The 18684-nt window shown below is 47.0% G+C and carries 17 protein-coding genes and 1 tRNA gene; 13 read left to right on the forward strand and 5 right to left on the reverse strand.

Going from position 1 to position 18684, the window contains the following annotated elements; translation table 11 throughout:
- Nucleotides 1-265: 265 nt before the first annotated feature.
- From F1593_RS08015 to F1593_RS08030, 4 genes are all read left to right on the forward strand, one after another.
- Nucleotides 266-364, forward strand: a tRNA-Sec gene (locus tag F1593_RS08015).
- A gap of 139 nt (nucleotides 365-503) precedes the next feature.
- Entirely contained in the window at nucleotides 504-1037 is a 534-nt protein-coding gene (locus F1593_RS08020; protein WP_149401036.1) for a hypothetical protein, read from the forward strand.
- A gap of 208 nt (nucleotides 1038-1245) precedes the next feature.
- On the forward strand, nucleotides 1246-2106 hold the full coding sequence (gene purU, locus F1593_RS08025; protein WP_149401037.1) for a formyltetrahydrofolate deformylase: 861 nt from the start codon (nucleotides 1246-1248) through the stop codon (nucleotides 2104-2106).
- Nucleotides 2107-2433: 327 nt separating this feature from the next.
- Nucleotides 2434-2748: a DUF3307 domain-containing protein gene (locus tag F1593_RS08030; protein WP_149401038.1), complete on the forward strand. Its 315-nt coding sequence runs from the start codon at nucleotides 2434-2436 to the stop codon at nucleotides 2746-2748.
- 96 nt (nucleotides 2749-2844) lie between these two features.
- Here F1593_RS08030 and F1593_RS08035 read toward each other — a convergent pair whose 3' ends face one another.
- The 5 genes from F1593_RS08035 to F1593_RS08050 form a co-directional block, all read right to left on the reverse strand.
- The gene (locus F1593_RS08035; protein WP_172631954.1) at nucleotides 2845-3630 is read right to left on the reverse strand and encodes a PadR family transcriptional regulator; all 786 of its coding nucleotides are present in this window, start codon (nucleotides 3628-3630) and stop codon (nucleotides 2845-2847) included.
- Between the two features lie 670 nt (nucleotides 3631-4300).
- Nucleotides 4301-4711: a hypothetical protein gene (locus F1593_RS08040; RefSeq protein ID WP_149401039.1), complete on the reverse strand. Its 411-nt coding sequence runs from the start codon at nucleotides 4709-4711 to the stop codon at nucleotides 4301-4303.
- Complete coding sequence (locus F1593_RS28225) at nucleotides 4708-4857, reverse strand: hypothetical protein (RefSeq protein ID WP_172631955.1); 150 nt, start codon at nucleotides 4855-4857, stop codon at nucleotides 4708-4710. The genes F1593_RS08040 and F1593_RS28225 overlap by 4 nt, the downstream gene beginning before the upstream one ends.
- Nucleotides 4858-5259: 402 nt before the next feature.
- Nucleotides 5260-6978, reverse strand: coding sequence for an O-antigen ligase family protein (locus F1593_RS08045; protein ID WP_172631956.1), 1719 nt, complete (start codon nucleotides 6976-6978; stop codon nucleotides 5260-5262).
- Between the two features lie 210 nt (nucleotides 6979-7188).
- Nucleotides 7189-7938, reverse strand: a complete 750-nt coding sequence (locus F1593_RS08050) for a metal-dependent transcriptional regulator (RefSeq protein WP_172631957.1) — start codon at nucleotides 7936-7938, stop codon at nucleotides 7189-7191.
- Between the two features lie 416 nt (nucleotides 7939-8354).
- Here F1593_RS08050 and F1593_RS08055 point away from each other — a divergent pair, with 416 nt between their 5' ends.
- The 9 genes from F1593_RS08055 (at nucleotide 8355) to aroH (ending at nucleotide 18543) form a co-directional block, all read left to right on the forward strand.
- Nucleotides 8355-9173 carry a transglycosylase SLT domain-containing protein gene (locus tag F1593_RS08055; RefSeq protein ID WP_172631958.1) on the forward strand — a complete coding sequence of 273 codons (819 nt, stop codon included), beginning with the start codon at nucleotides 8355-8357 and terminating at the stop codon, nucleotides 9171-9173.
- 809 nt (nucleotides 9174-9982) lie between these two features.
- Complete coding sequence (trpS, locus tag F1593_RS08060; protein ID WP_149401118.1) at nucleotides 9983-10981, forward strand: tryptophan--tRNA ligase; 999 nt, start codon at nucleotides 9983-9985, stop codon at nucleotides 10979-10981.
- 122 nt (nucleotides 10982-11103) lie between these two features.
- The gene (trpE, locus tag F1593_RS08065) at nucleotides 11104-12708 is read left to right on the forward strand and encodes an anthranilate synthase component I (protein WP_149401043.1); all 1605 of its coding nucleotides are present in this window, start codon (nucleotides 11104-11106) and stop codon (nucleotides 12706-12708) included.
- A 16-nt stretch (nucleotides 12709-12724) separates the two neighbouring features.
- Complete coding sequence (locus tag F1593_RS08070; RefSeq protein WP_149401044.1) at nucleotides 12725-13288, forward strand: anthranilate synthase component II; 564 nt, start codon at nucleotides 12725-12727, stop codon at nucleotides 13286-13288.
- A 59-nt stretch (nucleotides 13289-13347) separates the two neighbouring features.
- Nucleotides 13348-14391: an anthranilate phosphoribosyltransferase gene (trpD, locus tag F1593_RS08075; protein ID WP_149401045.1), complete on the forward strand. Its 1044-nt coding sequence runs from the start codon at nucleotides 13348-13350 to the stop codon at nucleotides 14389-14391.
- An 8-nt stretch (nucleotides 14392-14399) separates the two neighbouring features.
- The gene (gene trpCF / locus F1593_RS08080) at nucleotides 14400-15842 is read left to right on the forward strand and encodes a bifunctional indole-3-glycerol-phosphate synthase TrpC/phosphoribosylanthranilate isomerase TrpF (RefSeq protein WP_172631959.1); all 1443 of its coding nucleotides are present in this window, start codon (nucleotides 14400-14402) and stop codon (nucleotides 15840-15842) included.
- Between the two features lie 53 nt (nucleotides 15843-15895).
- Entirely contained in the window at nucleotides 15896-17131 is a 1236-nt protein-coding gene (gene trpB, locus F1593_RS08085) for a tryptophan synthase subunit beta (RefSeq protein WP_149401047.1), read from the forward strand.
- A gap of 34 nt (nucleotides 17132-17165) precedes the next feature.
- A complete protein-coding gene (gene trpA, locus F1593_RS08090) occupies nucleotides 17166-18023 on the forward strand; it encodes a tryptophan synthase subunit alpha (protein WP_149401048.1) in 858 nt (285 codons plus the stop codon).
- A 145-nt stretch (nucleotides 18024-18168) separates the two neighbouring features.
- The gene (gene aroH, locus F1593_RS08095; RefSeq protein WP_149401119.1) at nucleotides 18169-18543 is read left to right on the forward strand and encodes a chorismate mutase; all 375 of its coding nucleotides are present in this window, start codon (nucleotides 18169-18171) and stop codon (nucleotides 18541-18543) included.
- The last annotated feature ends 141 nt before the right edge of the window (nucleotides 18544-18684 follow it).

Here is an 18684-nt window from a genome sequence, read left to right on the forward strand (position 1 = left end):
AAGAATGCACCACAAGCACTTGCAGCTCTGAACGGAGGGATCTTAGCTCTCATGGATTGGCTTGCTGTTCGTAACGTTGCTTCACAAATGCGGCATTTTTGTGCTCACCCCCAAGAAGCAATTGAATTGCTTCTTGGGAAGCTTTCGCGGTAAAATGGGTACACCAAAAAGCCCTGACAATCCGCACCCTGGCTTGACAAGCCCCCTGAGGCATGGCATGATGTTCATCACATACCCATAATTTCCTACTTCACGATCATATTATGGAGGTGTAGAGGCCCCGGTGGGTCTCACCGTCTTCAAAACGGCTGGGGGGTCGCTCTGCGCGGTCCCCGGTGGGTTCGACTCCCATACGCCTCTGCCATGCATATCAATACACCTCGTCTTTAGCAAAACTCAAGCATCTCTTGCCATTACCGGGAGGAGCTCTGGGATTCCTGGTTTTGCCTTTGCTATAATACGATACAGATGAAAAGGTAACGATCAGGAGCCAAAGATATCTTATGGAACACATTACAAAAAACACTAAAAAGCGCTCTTTTATCTCACGCCGCTGGGGTACCATCCTGGGCCTTATTGTGATTGCGATTGCTGTCGTGTCAGTGCTTCTTTCAGGGCCACATGAGGTTGAACACGATTCACTTTTCGCACCGCCTGCAGCAGCGACAATCGTTGTCACAAATCAAGTTGCAGATACGGCGCTTCATCAAACATACGTGTATCAGGATGTCCATCTCTCATTTACCAGAGCGACGCTGGCAAGCAAGTTCTCTGACGACTTTAAATTGCACAGCAAGTATGTAGTACGTGTCTATCTTGATACAACCAACACTTTGAAGGATGCCATTGGAGTGGATTATGTCTCGTTAACAAGTCTGATTTTGCCCAACGGCACGAAGGTTGGGGGAAAACTGGCCTCGATCAATGCTGCCGTCTATCCAGGAGAGAAACAAAGTGGTTACATCGACTTTCCATTGAACGAGAAAATCGATCTCACCAGGATCCAAATACAATTCAACAATACTGTGCTAGCCTGAGGAGTCGCGATCCATTTCGGTCGACATAGAGATACATCTCGGCTGAAATGGATCAAGGCTCAATCGGCATTAAGGCACCCTTCAATAGAGATTGACAGCACCGTAATCACAGCGTAACATAAGCACCTGAAGCATATATTTCCTGGCAGCACAGGGAACAAAAACGTATTGATAAGCAGATGAAATTATCAGGTGGGAGGGCCTTACGGTGTCAACACACGAAAATACAATCACACTCCTTATATCCTGTCCGGATAAACCAGGCATTGTCTCCGCTGTTTCCAGTTTTATTCATCAGCATAATGGAAATATTCTCGAATCGGATCAATATTCAACCAACCATGATGACAGTACGTTTTTCATGCGCATCAGTTTCGCTGAAGATAGCTTTAAACTGACCCCCTCCGAACTGACAAGCGCCTTTCAACGTGTCGCGGTACAGTTTCAAATGCATTGGAATGTCAACTACTCGCGTATTCGTAAACGGGTCGGTATCCTGGTATCAAAATACGACCACTGCCTCGTAGACCTGCTCTGGCGCTGGAAAATGGGAGAATTGGAGATGGACATCCCTTTTATTATCAGTAACCATCCAGATCTGGAATCCATCGCTAATATGTATACTATTCCCTTTTATCATTTTCCGGTCAAACGCGCTACCCGCCAGGAAGATGAAAGGCGCATGCTTGACTTTATTGGAGATCAGGTAGATTTCCTCATTCTGGCACGCTACATGCAAATCCTCGAGCAGTTTTTTGTAGAGGCATTTCCCAGACGCATCATCAACATTCATCACAGTTTCTTACCTGCCTTCATAGGTGCCAGTCCTTACAACCAGGCTTTTCAACGCGGCGTCAAATTGATCGGTGCCACCGCGCACTATGTAACAAATAATCTGGATGAGGGACCAATCATCGAGCAGGATGTTATTCACTGCAATCATCGCGATTCCGTCGAGGATCTCATACGCAAAGGACGTGATGTCGAACGCCGTGTCCTCGCTGAAGCAGTAAGGCTCCATACCAGTAATCGTGTCCTGGTTTATGAAAACAAAACAATTGTATTTTAATAGAGGTAGTATTCACCGCGTAAGCTCGACCGAAATGGATCAGGCAACGCGGTGGATAGATCAAAGTTATACGCTCTGTGCAATGCCTTGTATGGCCTGTGTATTAATTCACAATAGCAGAGCGACATAGTTCACTGCGCGCCTACTCATTCACCTCATATACTGGTGAAGTATGAGAGTTCCTGATGCTATAACTTCTGTTTTGCATCTGCTGTATTCTCAAAGCAATATTTTTGGGTACATGTAGCAATCACAACGGGATGATCCGTTACCGTGAAAAATGTCAAAACAGTTGATTGAGCTATTAATAGCATCAGGAGAATATTTATGTTCGTTACTTTTCCAACCAATACCTTGCTGGTCTGGCTGGCCTGCCATTTCATTGGCGATTTTGCTTTTCAAAGTGCCTGGATGAGTATGGAGAAGGGAAAGAGTTGGGAAATCAATTTTTATCATTCCGCTACCTATACGGCCACCTTTGTACTGTTTGCTCATTCTTCAGTAGCAGCAACGGCAGTGCTATTTGGAACGCATTTTGTGATAGATCCATTAAAAGCACGCTATAAGCTTATTGGTCCCATCTGGATAGATCAAGCGCTCCATGTGATAACGATTCTACTCATTTTACTCTTGAATCTGTAGCATTGTGAAGACAAAACAAGCCTCCAGATCCGCTCAAGGCTGCGAGATTGGAGACTTGTTTTGTAATATGGCTCTATCTGAGAGTAACAACATACCTTATGCTTGTGTTTCCGGTCCTGGAGCACTATCAGGCCCGCCGGTTGCTTTGTCTGGATTGGGATAGATGAAGTCGGTCAGGTCTTTGTGTGTGCGTTCCAAAATGGAGCGCAGTAGCGCTAATTTGTTGGGATCACGGAACGATGAGCGTCCCGCAATAGCAAAGAGTCGCGCGACTTCCATGGCCTCTGTACGAATTGCCTGAATCTCTGGCTCATTCCAGAAACGTCCTGGACCCTGATGGCGTTCGCCATGTCCACGTTCCCAGGGAAATGAGAAATTTTCTTCTTCCTTCTGGCGTTCAGCCAGAAAGGCCTTACCAGCCTCGGTAATACTGTATACTTTTTTGCCTTCAGCCTCATTGACAGCGACCAGACCACGGTCCTCAAGCAATTGAAGGGTGGGATAGATGGTGCCCGGGCTGGGAACATAAAAGCCACCAGAACGCTCTTCCAGGGATTTCATCATTTCATAGCCATGCATTGGACGTTCCTGGAGTAATTCCAGCAGGGCATATTTGACATCCCCACGTCCGAAGAAGCGACGACCTCCGCGGAATGGTCCAGCAGGCTGGCCTTCAGCATCACCAGGGCCAAAAGGGCCAAAGGGACCGAATGGTCCACGTCGCCCACGCATCTCAAAGAAACGCGGCCCATGCTCATGATTATGTCCGTGATGGTGGTGTTCGTGATGCTCTCGGCGTAGCCAGGGAGGCGTCCAGCCCGCCCAGTCCTCTGCATCACCCTGATATTGATAGGCAAAACGTTTATTGAAGTGGTTAAACATAAAAACTCAATCCTTCCTATTATCTTATGAATACGATATATCGTTATCGCTATCTTTATAGTAACCGATATATCGTATTCTTGTCAAGAGTTTAAATGCCCAAAAAAAGAGATCAGTGGTTGTCTCATTAAAATTCATTCTCGCCATTTTAAGGGATTATTACAAAGCTCCTTTACACTATACTTATACGCACGACCTGGAGAGGCGTTGTTTAACAGCTAAATAGCTATTATGCAAGTACCCATCTTTTACAAGCAAGGAGAAAAGGAATAAAGGATGCCAGTGCATCAGTGCCTGCCTGCCAGCGGACAACAAAATTCTGAGGGAAGAAGCGAGCAAATATTTTGAAAGAAGGAGGATCTCTTGAAAAGCGAAATAAAATCCTGAGGGCAAAGTTGCTTTTGCAAGAGATAGTAACTAAGAACGATTTATCGTATCCAATACACGAAGAATGCTTATCATTCATATTCACATGGTTATAGCATTCTTCGTGCTTGCTTCTTGCTTATACATCTTTTTGCGATTCTCATCAAAATACTGCCATCAAGCTTACAAAACGCTGTCATGTTGATCTTCATCGATCTCCGATGCTCCCAGGTAATAAATAAGAATGTTGAACAATGATGCTGTGCCCGATGGGCATAAGCAAGGGTGAAAATAAAAAGGAGTATCAGGCTAACTGACTGTGTTGCCAGCGCTGTGCCAGGATAGCATAGTAACTATGATTGACGAGGGTCCATAACGCCTGAAAGAAAGCAGGGTCCCGATACTCTAAGTGCCGTAACAAACTCTGCTGCTTTTCAGTACTGGCAAGGCAGAAATTTCCACCTGCGGACAAGTTCAGTTCAATCAATGCGGTACGAAGTCGTTTCTCACTCAACATCAGCGTGCTTTTTCGCCCGGTTCTGGGCAGGAGATGCAGTAATAGCTCATCAATTAAATGTAGACTAGACGGAGGAGGAAAATCCTGGTCAGACGGAATAAGCAGATCAATAATCACGTTTAATTGAGTTCGTTCATCAATACTTAAATCAATTTTCTGTTTGCGGAACGTTGTTGTGAGCCGAAGCATATCGCTCATTTGAACTCCTCTTTTGGATATTGGATCGCCGTTTTTACCTCGCATAATAGTATCATATCCTTCATAGGTAATTCAACCGCTGTTCCAAGAATTATATTTCTTATCATGTGAAGTTTTTTTACTTTTGTTTGCTCATCTAAATCCATATTTAGCTCATCAATTTCATATCTTCTTTAGAGCTATCGAGTAAGCGGCAAAGCGTGCTGAGGAACCTGAAGAGGACGAATATGTCACGCTTCTTGATTCAAATAAATTCGCTGCTCCACCTCTAAAAAATGCGACATTCTACTCTGCTGTGCGCAAACCATCTACGGATACCCCAAAATTATGGATAAAACACATATAATATCTTCACATAAATCCTTATTTATATCTCGATATACATATATGGTCTTTTAGTCATATCATGGAGATGATGTTAAAAGCATAATCTTATTCATATAATAGATACGTGAAACCCATGCGCCGTAGTAGAATCAGAACAGAAAGTGATCGGAGGAAAGGATGAACACAGAAGAATGAATTCAGGTTCACCCTTTTATTTGATGTTATAGTTGTGTACGTCTGAGCGGTAGGAGATCTTGCCAGGACATGCCTATCTGGCTGCGAATAACAAAGATGGTTGCCATTAAAAGCCAGAAACAGAAAGAGAGATCTTGTGCCAAAAAGGAACTATCAACCACTCCTTGCACCAGAGCGGCCAACAGGGCAGCAGCAGCAGCGATTGCCATCCAGCGCCAGTGTTCACTATCAACAATCTGATGCTTTGCAAGGTAGCGTAGGATAGCCCCAAAACTCCAGAAGAAGAGAACCAGAAACGCGATAAAGGCAAGCAGGCCAAAGATACCGACACTCACCCAGACATGTAAGAAGATATTATGTGGATGTGATAAGTCAGCCTGATCATACATGTGCGTCGTTTTCCCATTGACCTCACCGACTATGTAGTAATGAGGGGCAGCTGGACATGACTGTACCCACGCAAATTGAGGATCATTGGGTTTATATCGGGTATCATCGGTAGTGTCGCTAACGGTAACATGTGGATCTGCATAATGACAGAGCCAGTTATCTAATCCATAACCCAACCAGGGCTGATCATGAATCATAGCAGTCGCACTCTGCCATAAATAGAGACGACGTGTGAGTGTACTAATTCCTTTTTTATCAGCATGTCCATTGATGATAGTATTCATAACAAAGTTGTTCACTTTATTATGGAAAACACCATAGCCCCCGGCTGCTAAAACAAGCGCAAGCATACTACTCACCAGTAGCACTTTGCGATTTCGAAACGCCAGGATGACCACAAAAATGACGGCTATTGGAAAGGCAGCGATAACTGATCCACGCGAGTTATTATGCACTAAGGCATAAATAAATGGTATACAAAGGAGTAAAACAAACAACCGTACTTTCCATGAGATACGAGCCAATACGATAGCTAAACCTACAGGTAACGTGTAATCGAACAACAGTCCAACACTTGGATCACTGCCGTAGACAGCATACGTATCCTGAAACAAGTAAAATTGAACAATCGAGAAGAAAGCCACAACTAAACCTGTGGCAAAAAGCGCACCGAGCAGACGTCCCAGATCCTGTCGTGTACGGAAACACAGCAAAATCAAGCCAACATAAATGAGAGGATCAAAGATCTCTTCACGAAAGGCGCGTAGCGCGACGTTGTGCTCGCTGGCAATGACAATCGAAATGAGAGAGACCAACACAAAAAGCAGAATTGGCCAGAAAAAGGGACCGAGCTGCGTCCGTATTTCTGGCAGTGAGCGCCGATAAGACCATTTGTGCCGGAACATCGCAAGTTGAAGGCAGGCTACCGCAACACAAATCCATAAAACAATCTCAGCTGGACTAAAGCTAGCAGAGCGGACAACCACTTTCGGCATGAGATAATAAGGAAGCGCCAGTGGGAGTAATCCAAGCGCAAAAGGCAGGCGATACCAACAGACTGCGATAAAAATACAGAGAAATGGCAGGCCCAGTAATGGATTCCAGGCAGCCAGATTTCCAATAGGATATTTGACACTCTGGTTCCCGATCAAATAAAAGAGGGCCATCGAGAGGATTAAAAGACATTCAAACAGACGATTACGCCAAAAAAATGAATGAGCCTCTACCGCTTCATGTATATTATGGCTGGGAGGAACAGGTATAGCTCGCTGAGAAGAAGCAACCCGTCCTTCGGGAATATCAGGTTCATGGCTATTTGCCACTTCTGATGCACTATGGTTCTTTGATAAAGACATGTGTGAATCGCTCATTGTTCCATTGTACCAATCCGCACCTCGCTGTGCATTCTTTCAAGATTTCCGGGCGTAAGAATATTTACGGAATCAAGGAGAAAGTATAGCAGAATCATACCTATAGAGTCCATTGATACTCATATAAATAGGACACGCGTATGGTTGATTATGTCTATACTTTCTATCGAATGCCATTGCTCCTTAAAAGAATCCTCACGAGAGGGAGACCACCCAGAGCTTTGACGCGGCAAGGGCGCTAATCAAAATAACCTGCTCATTGACCAGTAATTTTACCTCTTCTATTCCAGCGGGAACATCTTTTTCAGTCAAATCATCAGTCACAGGGCTAGTATCTGCTACAGGTCTGGCCTGTGCCAGCATAACAACCTCTGTCCCAGGGGTCAAACCTTTTTCATGCATGTACATAATCAAAGCCTCCTCATCCTCCACCACCTCGGATATCAACAAGACTTTTACCCTTGTTCCATTGCCAATTGTTGAAAGTCGTACTGCATGCATGTCCTTGAGATACGTTCGAGCATTGGAAATCAAACCAGGAATAGGATTGCCATGAGGACAGGTTGTTGGATTGTTGAGGTTACTCGTGACGCGCGCTTCAACTGCGCCAGAAATGAAATGCTCTAAGCGGCAGGCTTCTTCATGTACCTCATGCCATTGCATACCTAACATATCCACCAGGAAACGTTCGGTTAAACGATGGCGACGTAATACCGCCTCAGCAGCCTGGTAGCCTGCTTCGGTTAATGTGACATGGCGCTTACTATTCATTTCAATATAACCGCCCTTCACCAGACGTTTTAACATCTCAGTGACGGTAGGAGCGGAGACTTGAAAGCGTTCTGCCAGACGCGCCCCAATCACCACCTCATCCTCCATGCTCATATTGTAAATTGTTTCCAGGTATTCTTCAACGGTTGCACTCAGCAGCTCATCTGTTTTCATAACATGTGTCCTGTTTTCTTCGACTATCATAATGAGTACTCAGACATATACGGAGAGGAAAATAAAAAATCAGGAGGGGAGAGGATTACATGTCCATTTCCTTTCCGCCATTAGTGTATCATGTGACGCCACTACCCAACAATCACAGGCACCACCAACAAAACTAGCGGCTATTCAGCTCAGCTAATATTCAAAGAGAACACAATGGAGTTAAAGATAATTCTACTATGAGTGTAGCATTGTTTGTAACCAGGATCTTATATCTGGTACAGACAACGCATCATGAATAGCAAAAAACATCTTTATACGTACAGTGCTATTTCCATTTTAATAACATGAATAATCTACAAAAAAAACTCATGCATTCGTGTTTAACAATTGGAGCGGGGACTATAGTGGATGGGAAAGGAGAACTCATGGAGCAGACACCACCGCAAAAGGTCGTTGTCGTAAAGCATATTTCGTGGTCTAAACCGACCAACTCTCGACATAGCCTTTTACAATCCACAGTCACAAGGCAAGCATTGCTACTTTTATGCACGACGCTTTTGTTACTCGGATCATTGGTGACATCTCAACACCATCATGATGCCTATGCACAATTTAACACTCCCAATAGCAATATCAGTTGTGCCTGGCATCGTATAATTCCAGGGGATACCCTGATCGAGATTTCCCACTACTACCGGGCAAATCTCTGGGCAATCGTTCACATTAACGGCATCCGCAACATCAACCTTATCTATACGGGACAAAGCCTGTGCATCCCGCATCCCTCTTACAGAGGTGCAAGCGGACTTCTACCCGGCGGACAAATTCGCTGGTATGCTTACAATGCCCTGGAGAGATCAAGTCAGCAACAGGTTATTTTTTTGCTTCGTCGGGCTGCCGCTCGACATAGACTCCCTGCACGCCTCCTGCTCGCTGTCGCCTGGCAAGAAAGTGGCTGGACCCAACATGTGATTGCTCATGATGGCGGTATTGGAGCCATGCAACTCATGCCCTATACGGTTCAGGCACTCAATCAACAGGTGCATGGACACTATGATCCCTACAAACTTGCCGATAACATTGAGCTCGGAACTATTTATTTGCATAACCTCTGGCACGGCTTCCATGGTAACCTGACCAGAATCATTAGTGCCTACAACGAAGGTGGCTGGAATGTTCAACACCGCGGCATCTTTAACTGGTCCTACGTCAATAATGTCCGTGCACTCATGAGCCACTATTAGACAAGAGGACACTTCTTATTAAAGGACCACTCTCCGAACATCCTGCGTGACACGTACTATAAACCCTTTGCTTGCCAGAGTACATGTCACGTAGCCTTACCAATGAGAAAAAGTCTTTAACTGTGAAGGGAAAGTTGCCGGGCCCGGGCAAGATCAGTGGCTCCGCTTATCTTTCTGGTTAAAAGTCGATTCTTGAATGGTCCATCATCAGGGTAAGTTTTGATAGAAGATGAACTTTTTAAAAGCCTTGACAGTCACTGCGATCCGACCTATACTGTTGATAGTAACATCATAATACAATAAAGAAGCGATGAACAGGAAAAGTACATAGCCTTGCATGGGCACAGAGAATCGGGATGGTGGAAACCGATACCAGTCTAACTATGGAATGGGCCTGGAAGCTAAAGAGCAAACGTTCACTCTGTCTGTCGGTCAGATAAACAGTAGAGAACTAGTAGGACTCTTTCGGAATGTCCCCCGTTATCGAGGACAGGATATACGTGAATATCTTTGTGGTGTGCTCTCCTTTTATGGATGTGAGCCCTCAAAGTAACGCCGTATCCGGCAGAAGGGATGATCTGGCTCCTGTATCTCTAGAATAAATGATGCAAGAGGATATGATAATCTGAATCAGGGTGGTACCACGAAAGCGCTCACAACACGCTTCTCGTCCTTGTAATCAAGGATGGGGGCGTTTTTTATTGGTCTTTTTGAGTTTACAGCCTATCAATTACTTGCGTAATGCGGGAAGGAACAATATGTCAGTTGAAACAAATGCAGAGATTCAACCACAAGTGGGTACACAAAGCATGAAGCCTGCTGTGAAAAAACGTGTCTTTTCGGGTATCCAACCAACCGGCAATATTCATCTGGGCAATTATCTGGGAGCGATTCGCAACTGGGTTGAGACGCAAGATCAATATGACAATATCTTTTGTATTGTAGATTTGCATGCAATCACGCTGCCAATCGATCCAAAAGAATTGCACGCTAATGTGCGAAAGCTCGCAGCCCTTTATCTGGCCTGTGGTCTCGATCTAAAAAGCTGTAAGCTCTTCGTGCAGTCCCAGGTACACCAGCATGCTGAACTGGATTGGATTTTAAACTGCTTTACTCCTATGGGCTGGTTGAACCGCATGACGCAGTTTAAAACAAAGGCTGGTAGTGAGATGGATACCGTTGGAGCCGGACTCTACTGCTATCCAGTTCTCATGGCATGCGATATTCTGCTTTATCAAACCCATTATGTACCCGTGGGTGATGATCAACGCCAGCATGTTGAGCTCACACGTGACCTCGCACAACGTTTCAATAACATCTATAACAAGTCCATTTTCACTCTTCCAGAAGCACAGATTCGTGACGCTGGTGCTCGTATCATGTCTCTGGAAGATCCCACAAAAAAAATGAGTAAGAGCGATCCCAATCCCAGTGCATACATCACACTGCTGGATGATCCTAAAATGATCAAAAAGAAAATTGCTCGCGCAACGACCGATTCCGAACGCGTAGTGGCTTTCGATCCTGCTCGTCCCGGCATCACCAATCTGCTGTCAATTTATCAAATCTTGACAGGGCAATCCCAGCAGGAAATTGAGGCTGATTTTGAGGGGAAGGGCTATGGGGATTTTAAAGCGGCACTGACTGATCGTTTAGTTGAGACGCTCAGCCCAATTCAGCAGCGCTATAACGAGATTATTAACGATATGGCCGCCCTGGAAAATTTGCTGAAGCAGGGCGCTGATGATGTGCGTCCGATAGCTGAACGGACCGTTCAAAAAGTGAAAAAGGCCGTTGGTCTGGGCTAACACCACAAAATAGCGGCTGATTCTAGAAACGGGATCAACTGGACAGATGATCGTTGCCAGGTTGTTTAAATGGCTACGTTGTTGAAAAATTTCTATAGCAAGGGAGATGGAGCAGTTACTATATGTACTATCCAACCTTAGACGAAGTACAACAGATGCGTGATGCGGAGGCGCGTCAGGCCGCCAATGGCAGTAGCATACAAGATTCCCGCCAACCACTTATGCCATTGTATAGCGATGTTCTAGCGGATATGGAAACACCAGTTTCTGCCTACTGCAAAACTGCCCAAAAGCCCTATAGTTTTCTATTGGAGAGCGTGACCGGCGGAGAACATATCGCGCGCTATTCTTTTATCGGGATTGATCCTTATCTGGTAATGATCCAGCGTGAAGAGAGGGTACGGCTACGTAAAATGCAGGATACACAGGGGACTTATACAGATGAAGAAGTTACCTGTCATGATCCCTTGCAATTGCTGGAAGCCGAATTGGGCCAATATCGGCTCGTGATTCCACCACAATTATCGAAGGCTCATGATCAGCTCCCCAAATTCTTCGGTGGGGCGGTTGGTTATCTGTCCTATGATGCTGCGGCCCGCTTTGAAAAGTTACCGCTTCCTCCCGCGAATGAACTAGATGTGCCACTGGCAGTTTTTATGCTAACAGAAACGGTACTGGTCTTTGACCATGTACGCAGCAAAGTGCGTGTCGTCACCCATTTACATCTGGATGCACCCGATATTGAAGCTGAATATCGCCGTGGGCAAGCGATCATTGATGATGTTCAACAACGCCTGCAACAGCCTGTACGTTTGCCACAAGAACCAGAACCACTGAACGATCCGACTGCCTTGCGTGTTACCTCTAATCGAACCAAAGCAGAATATGAAGGAATGGTAAGTCGCGCCATTGAGTATATTAAGGCTGGCGATATCTTCCAGGTGGTACCCTCACAACGCTTGAGTCGCCATGTCAATGCAACTCCATTCACAGTCTATCGCGCTCTACGCGGCATTAATCCTTCTCCACATATGTTCTTCCTGGATCTAGAAGATTTCCATGTGGTCGGTGCTTCTCCTGAGTTACTGGTACGCTATGAAGATAATGAGATTACCATTCGTCCGATAGCCGGGACGCGACCACGCGGTGCGGATCGCCAGAACGATGAGCAATTGGCCCTGGAACTCCAACAAGATCCCAAAGAACGCGCTGAACATATTATGTTGCTTGATCTGGCACGCAATGATGTCGGTCGGGTCAGTAAGCCAGGTACGATTCAGATTGATGATTTCATGACCATTGAGCGCTATTCGCATGTGATGCATCTGGTTACCAATGTCACAGGACAACTCCGTTCCGAAGTTTCACCTTTCGATGCGCTACGTTCTGGTTTCCCGGCTGGTACGGTTTCGGGTGCACCAAAAATTCGGGCAATGGAAATCATTAGCGAAATGGAAGGCGAACAGCGAGGCATTTACGCAGGCGCAGTCGGCTATTTCAGCCATTCCGGCGACCAGGAAACTGCGATTGCTCTCCGAACACTGGTGATCAAACAGGGACGCGCCTATGTGCAGGCCGGCGCTGGTATTGTTGCGGACTCCCAGCCTGAGACGGAATACCAGGAAAGTTTAAATAAGGCGGGAGCGCTCCTGCGTGCTCTCGATGAGGCTGAGCGCATTGCACAGATCAACCGACAGGCCGCACAGGAATCCCAGACGACCGTATAAGGGAGGAGAAAATAAGATGCTCTTGTTACTCGATAATTATGATAGCTTTACCTATAACCTGTACCAATATCTGGCAGAACTTGGGGCAGAGGTTGTGGTACGGCGCAATGATCAAATCAGCCTGGCTGAGATTGAGCAGATGAAACCGGAATATATTGTAATTTCGCCCGGTCCCTGCACACCCAATGAAGCAGGCTTATCCTGCGCAGTCATTGATACCTTTGGTCCACATATCCCTATTCTGGGCGTCTGCCTGGGACACCAATCGATTGGACAGGTCTATGGAGGACAGGTAATCCGTGCACCAGAACCAATCCATGGAAAAACCTCGCGCATGCATCATCAGGGTGAGGGCCTCTTTAAAGGATTGCCTGAACCGTTCGAGGCCATTCGTTACCATAGCTTAATTGTTGAGGAGAGCACACTTCCCTCAGAACTTACAGTAACGGCCAGAACCGAAGATGGCTTGATCATGGGTCTAAAACACCGTAGCTATCCAGTTCAGGGAGTTCAATTTCATCCCGAATCGATTATGACAATGGTCGGCAAAGATTTATTGCGGAATTTTTTAGAGCAGTAGAACCACTGGTCGAATATGCTGGACGCGTTCCAGAGCCATGTTTAGAGAGGATTAGTTAGATAATGATTCGTGAAGCTATTGCCCATCTCGCGGCGGGCGCAACCCTGAGTACGGAAGAGGCTGCCGCATCTATGGAAGAGATTATGACAGGAACAGCGACCCCCTCACAGGTGGGAGCGTTCCTGATGGCTCTGCGCATGCGTCCAGGTGCAGAGACGGTTGAGGAGGTAGCCGGTCTGGCCCAAGTGATGCGCGCTAAAGCGGTTCAGGTTCACCTCAATGAGTCAACAGCGGCCCGGGCAATGGATACCTGCGGCACTGGCGGCGATGGCTCAGGTTCTCTGAATATTTCAACCGCTGCAGGCATTATTGCCGCAGCGGCAGGCGCGACAATTGCTAAACATGGTAACCGCTCCGCGAGCAGCAAATGTGGAAGTGCAGATGTTCTGGAGGCACTGGGGGTCAAAATCGATCTCGGTCCCGAAGCACTGGCACAGAGTATCGAGGAATGCGGCTTCGGCTTTATGTTTGCCCAGACCTATCATCCAGCCATGAGATATGTCGGCCCAACGCGCCGTGAGATTGGGGTTCGTACCGTCTTTAATATTTTAGGTCCACTGACTAATCCTGCCAATATACCCTATCAAGTGCTGGGAGTGCCAGATAGGAGTCTGTTGCGAAAGATGGGTGAAGCACTCCTCTTGCTTGGTTGCCGCCATGCACTGGTAATCCATAGCGAAGATGGCCTGGATGAGTGCTCCCTTGGTGCTCCTACGTATATCTGTGAAGTCACACGTGGTCAGGAGCTACGCGAATATAGCATTACCCCGGAAGAGGTAGGGCTGACACGGACCAGCGATACAACCTATTTTCAAGGTGGCAACCCGGCACACAACGCACAGGTACTCCGCGAAGTACTGGCAAGCTATATAGTTACCCCGGTAACCGAGATGATTTGTCTCAATACTGCCGCTGCATTAATGGCAAATGAACAGGTAGCAAGCTTTAAGGATGGGGTTAAGCTGGCCCGCGCTACCCTTCAAGAGGGAAAAGCAAAACGCAAACTGGCAGAAATTATTGAATGTTCCCAAACATACAAGTAGGTAAACACATGTTTCTGGATAAAATTGTCAATCAAACCCGTCTCGATTTAGCGCAACGCAAAATCGAGCATCCCATAGAAGAGTTGCAACGGCTGGCCTTTGAGCAGTCCTCACCACGCGATGTTCTTGAAGCGTTCGAACCACGCGATCAGGTGCATTTGATCGCCGAGGTAAAACGCGCCTCGCCATCAAAAGGATTATTGGCACCGGATCTTGATCCAGTCGCGACAGCACTGCTTTATGAGCAACATGGCGCAGCAATGATTTCGGTCCTGACGGAGCCACATTTCTTTCTTGGCTCGCCAGAGTATCTCACAGCCATCAAACATGCGGTTAGCATACCAGTGCTGCGCAAAGATTTTATTATTGATGACTATCAGGTATACGAGGCGCGTGCCTGGGGTGCAGATGCGATTCTGCTCATCTGCGCCATCCTGGATGACGAACAGTTACGCCATCTCCTTCATCTGGCCCATTCACTGCGCATGCGGGCGCTGGTTGAAGTTCATAGCCGGGCCGAAGCCCAACGTGCCGTGGATGCGGGAGCCATGATAATCGGCGTCAATAGTCGGGACCTGGTTACCTTTAAGATGAATCCCTACCTCATTCGTGAGATCCGTCAAATGCTACCTGCGAACCGGATTATTGTTGCGGAAAGCGGTATTCATAGTCCAGCGGATGTACGGCGTCTGGCTCGCTATGACGTTCAAGCGATGCTTGTCGGCGAATCACTGGTTGTCTCTCCTGACATGCCGGGACAGATTCGTATGCTGCTGCATGGAGCAAACCGTACCACACAGGTTAAGATTTGTGGATTGCGCGATGCTGAACATATCGATGCTGCCATCGAGGCAGGCGCGGATATGCTCGGCTTTATCTTCCACGCTCCCAGCCAGCGCTATATCGCCCCGGAACGGATACCCTCCCTATTGGCAGCCAGCAATCACTATGCGCACATAGACGAAGGACAGGTGCTCCCTGATCTGGTTGGTGTCTTCGTCAACAAAGAGGCCGCGTATATCAATGACGTTGCCGAACAGGCAGGCTTACATTATATCCAGCTACACGGTACAGAAACACCGGAATTCTGTCAGCAAATCAAACGACCAGTGATCAAAGCGCTCTCGTTGACAGACAAAGCAGACCTCCATCAACTGGCTGACTACCAGGCAGTGACCTGGCGCTTATTGATCGATACACCCACACCAGAGTGGGGTGGATCTGGTCGCACCAGCGATTGGGACCTGGCATATCGGGCAGCGCAACAAGAAAAAATCTTGCTCGCGGGTGGACTCACGGTCGGCAACGTCGCAGATGCCATACAACAGGTTCATCCCTGGGGTCTGGATGTCAGTAGTGGCGTCGAAACTGACAAGCGAAAGGATGTCCAGAAGATACACGCATTTTTACAGCAGGTCAGACAGAGCGAAAAAGACGTAGCTCTTAAGTAGGGTAGATAGGCATTCAGCATGTGCGAACATGCTTCGTTAAAGGAAAATATACGATGCAACAAACCAACATAAAAAACGCGTATGAGCACAATCACTATCCCGACGAGCGTGGACACTTTGGAGACTACGGCGGCAAATTTGTTCCTGAAAATTTGATGGCTGTACTGGCAGAGTTGGAGGCAGCCTATAAGGATGCACAACAAGATCCGGCATTCCAGGAAGAGCTAAAGCGCGAGCTATCCAGCTACGTTGGCCGACCTACCACGCTCCATTATGTCCCTCGCTTCTCCGAGAGAGTTGGAAAAAACGTCAAAATATATCTCAAACGTGAGGACCTGGCCCATACAGGTGCGCACAAAATCAATAATGCATTGGGACAGGGTATGCTGGCGAAGCGCATGGGCAAAAAGCGTATTATCGCTGAAACAGGAGCAGGCCAACATGGTGTCGCGACCGCAACTATCTGCGCGAAGCTGGGACTCGACTGCATCATTTATATGGGCGAGGTTGATATTCAGCGCCAATCACTCAATGTATTTCGTATGAAGTTACTGGGAGCCGAGGTGCGCTCGGTGAATAGCGGCACAAAGACGTTGAAAGATGCGATTAATGAGGCAATTCGTGACTGGGTAACGAATGTCGAAACCACCTTCTATATGTTTGGAACTGCTGCTGGCCCTGCTCCCTATCCACGCATTGTACGCGACTTCCAGGCGGTCATCGGTATTGAGGCGCGCCAACAGATCATGCAACAAGAAGGACGCTTGCCAGATAGCATCTATGCCTGTATCGGGGGTGGCAGTAACGCGATAGGTATCTTCTATCCATTTGCTGATGCGCCAGAGGTCAAGCTGATCGGAGTGGAAGCAGGTGGCTCAAGTATGGAAGAAGGCCAACATGCTTCAACCCTGGTAGCTGGTCGTCCAGGCGTTTTACACGGTGCCATGAGCTATCTCCTACAGAGCGATGACGGTCAAATTCTCGACACGCATAGTATTTCGGCTGGCCTGGACTATCCGGGTGTTGGCCCTGAACATAGCTATATGAAAGACACAGGGCGTGCAACCTATGTTTCGGCCAATGACGCCACAGCCCTCAAAGGACTCGAAGTCCTCAGCCGAACTGAAGGTATCATTCCCGCCCTGGAATCGGCACATGCGATTGGCTATGTGCTTGAACAGGGTGAGCAGGGCAATATTCCTGAAGGCTCACTGATCGTAATCAATCTTTCTGGTCGGGGGGATAAAGATATGATGACGGTTGCTAAAGCATTCAACGTACAGTTATAAATAACCAGCGATGTGAGATAAAAAGGAGCGAGCAATGGAGACGATCAGTAGTGGTGTGATTACGCCCGAAAACCAGCAATATCCAGTAGGAAAAATCACGCAGACCTTTGAACGCGCCCACAGTGAGCAGCGTGGAGTAATTATTCCCTATTTTATGTGTGGCTATCCTAACATCAAAGATACGGTTGATATCGTGCTGGCGGCAGCCGAGGGCGGGGCAGATATCATTGAACTGGGAATGCCATTTAGTGACCCCCTTGCAGATGGTGCTACAATTCAACATGCAGGACAGGTCGCCCTTGAACAGGGAATGACTATTCAGGGATGTATGGACATTGCCAAACAAGTTTCCGCCAAAAGCGATGTGACGTTGTTAATGATGGGATATTATAATCCGATCCTCTCCTATGGATTGGAGCGTTTTTGTGCTACAGCCAGCGCGAACGGCGTTAGCGGCTTGATTATTCCAGATTTACCAGTCGAAGAGGCTGATCCACTGCAAGAGATAGCTTATCGCCACGGACTCGCTTTAATCTATCTGGTACCTCCAACCGCCCCTGATGAGCGCATTGTTACCGCAGCAAAGCGTACTGCCACTGGTCCTGGTGGCTTCATCTATTGTGTTGCCTTAAGCGGCGTCACTGGTTCACGTCTCGAATTGCCAGCACATTTGCAGGATTTTATTGCCCGCATTCGTGCCGCAACTCAGGAGCAAAAGCTTCCTCTTGCGGTTGGCTTTGGTCTTTCGACCCCCGCACATATCGCAACTGTAACAAGTTATGCAGAGGGAGCAGTAATTGGTAGTGCCCTTGTAAAATTGATTGACCAGCATAAGGATGACCAACCAGCGGAAGCAGTAAAAATGTACATTCAAAGCTTGAGGCAGAAATAAGTCCCACAAGCATACTATCTGTACATAGGAACGGTCACACTAACAGTTAGATGATACAGATGAAAAATTGCTGTCATCCTTTACAATAAAGGAGAAATCCGTTGGCTTTTCTATCACACAACTGGTATAGCCATTGAAAGGGATGATGAGGATGTATTGTCGAGGAATTCGTGGTGCGACCACTGTAGAAAACAATACCCGGGAAGAGATTCTTGCAGCAACCAGAGAATTATTACAGCTACTCATTGAAAAAAATGAGATACAACCAGAGAATATTGCCAGTGCCATCTTTTCGCTCACGGCAGATCTGGACGCTGAATTCCCGGCTGTAGAAGCGCGTAAACTGGGATGGACCGATACGGCACTGATGTGCACGCGTGAAATTCCGGTGCCCGGTAGTTTGCAAAAATGTATTCGTGTCTTGATCCATTACAATACCACGCGCAGTATCCAAGAAATACAGCATGTATACATCCACGGGGCGGTTAGCTTACGCCCTTCCTTTGGGATGAACCTTTGAAGTGTGATTATAGCTATCGAACGTATATCTAGGTAGCACAAACAAAGCACCGGCAATCATGACAAAGAGGTCACGATACGCCGTGAACGCCATTCCTACCTACATTGTAGATAAGAGAGTCTCGACCTCTACTATTTGATC

The organism is Dictyobacter arantiisoli, from assembly GCF_008326305.1.
Lineage (GTDB): Bacteria > Chloroflexota > Ktedonobacteria > Ktedonobacterales > Ktedonobacteraceae > Dictyobacter > Dictyobacter arantiisoli.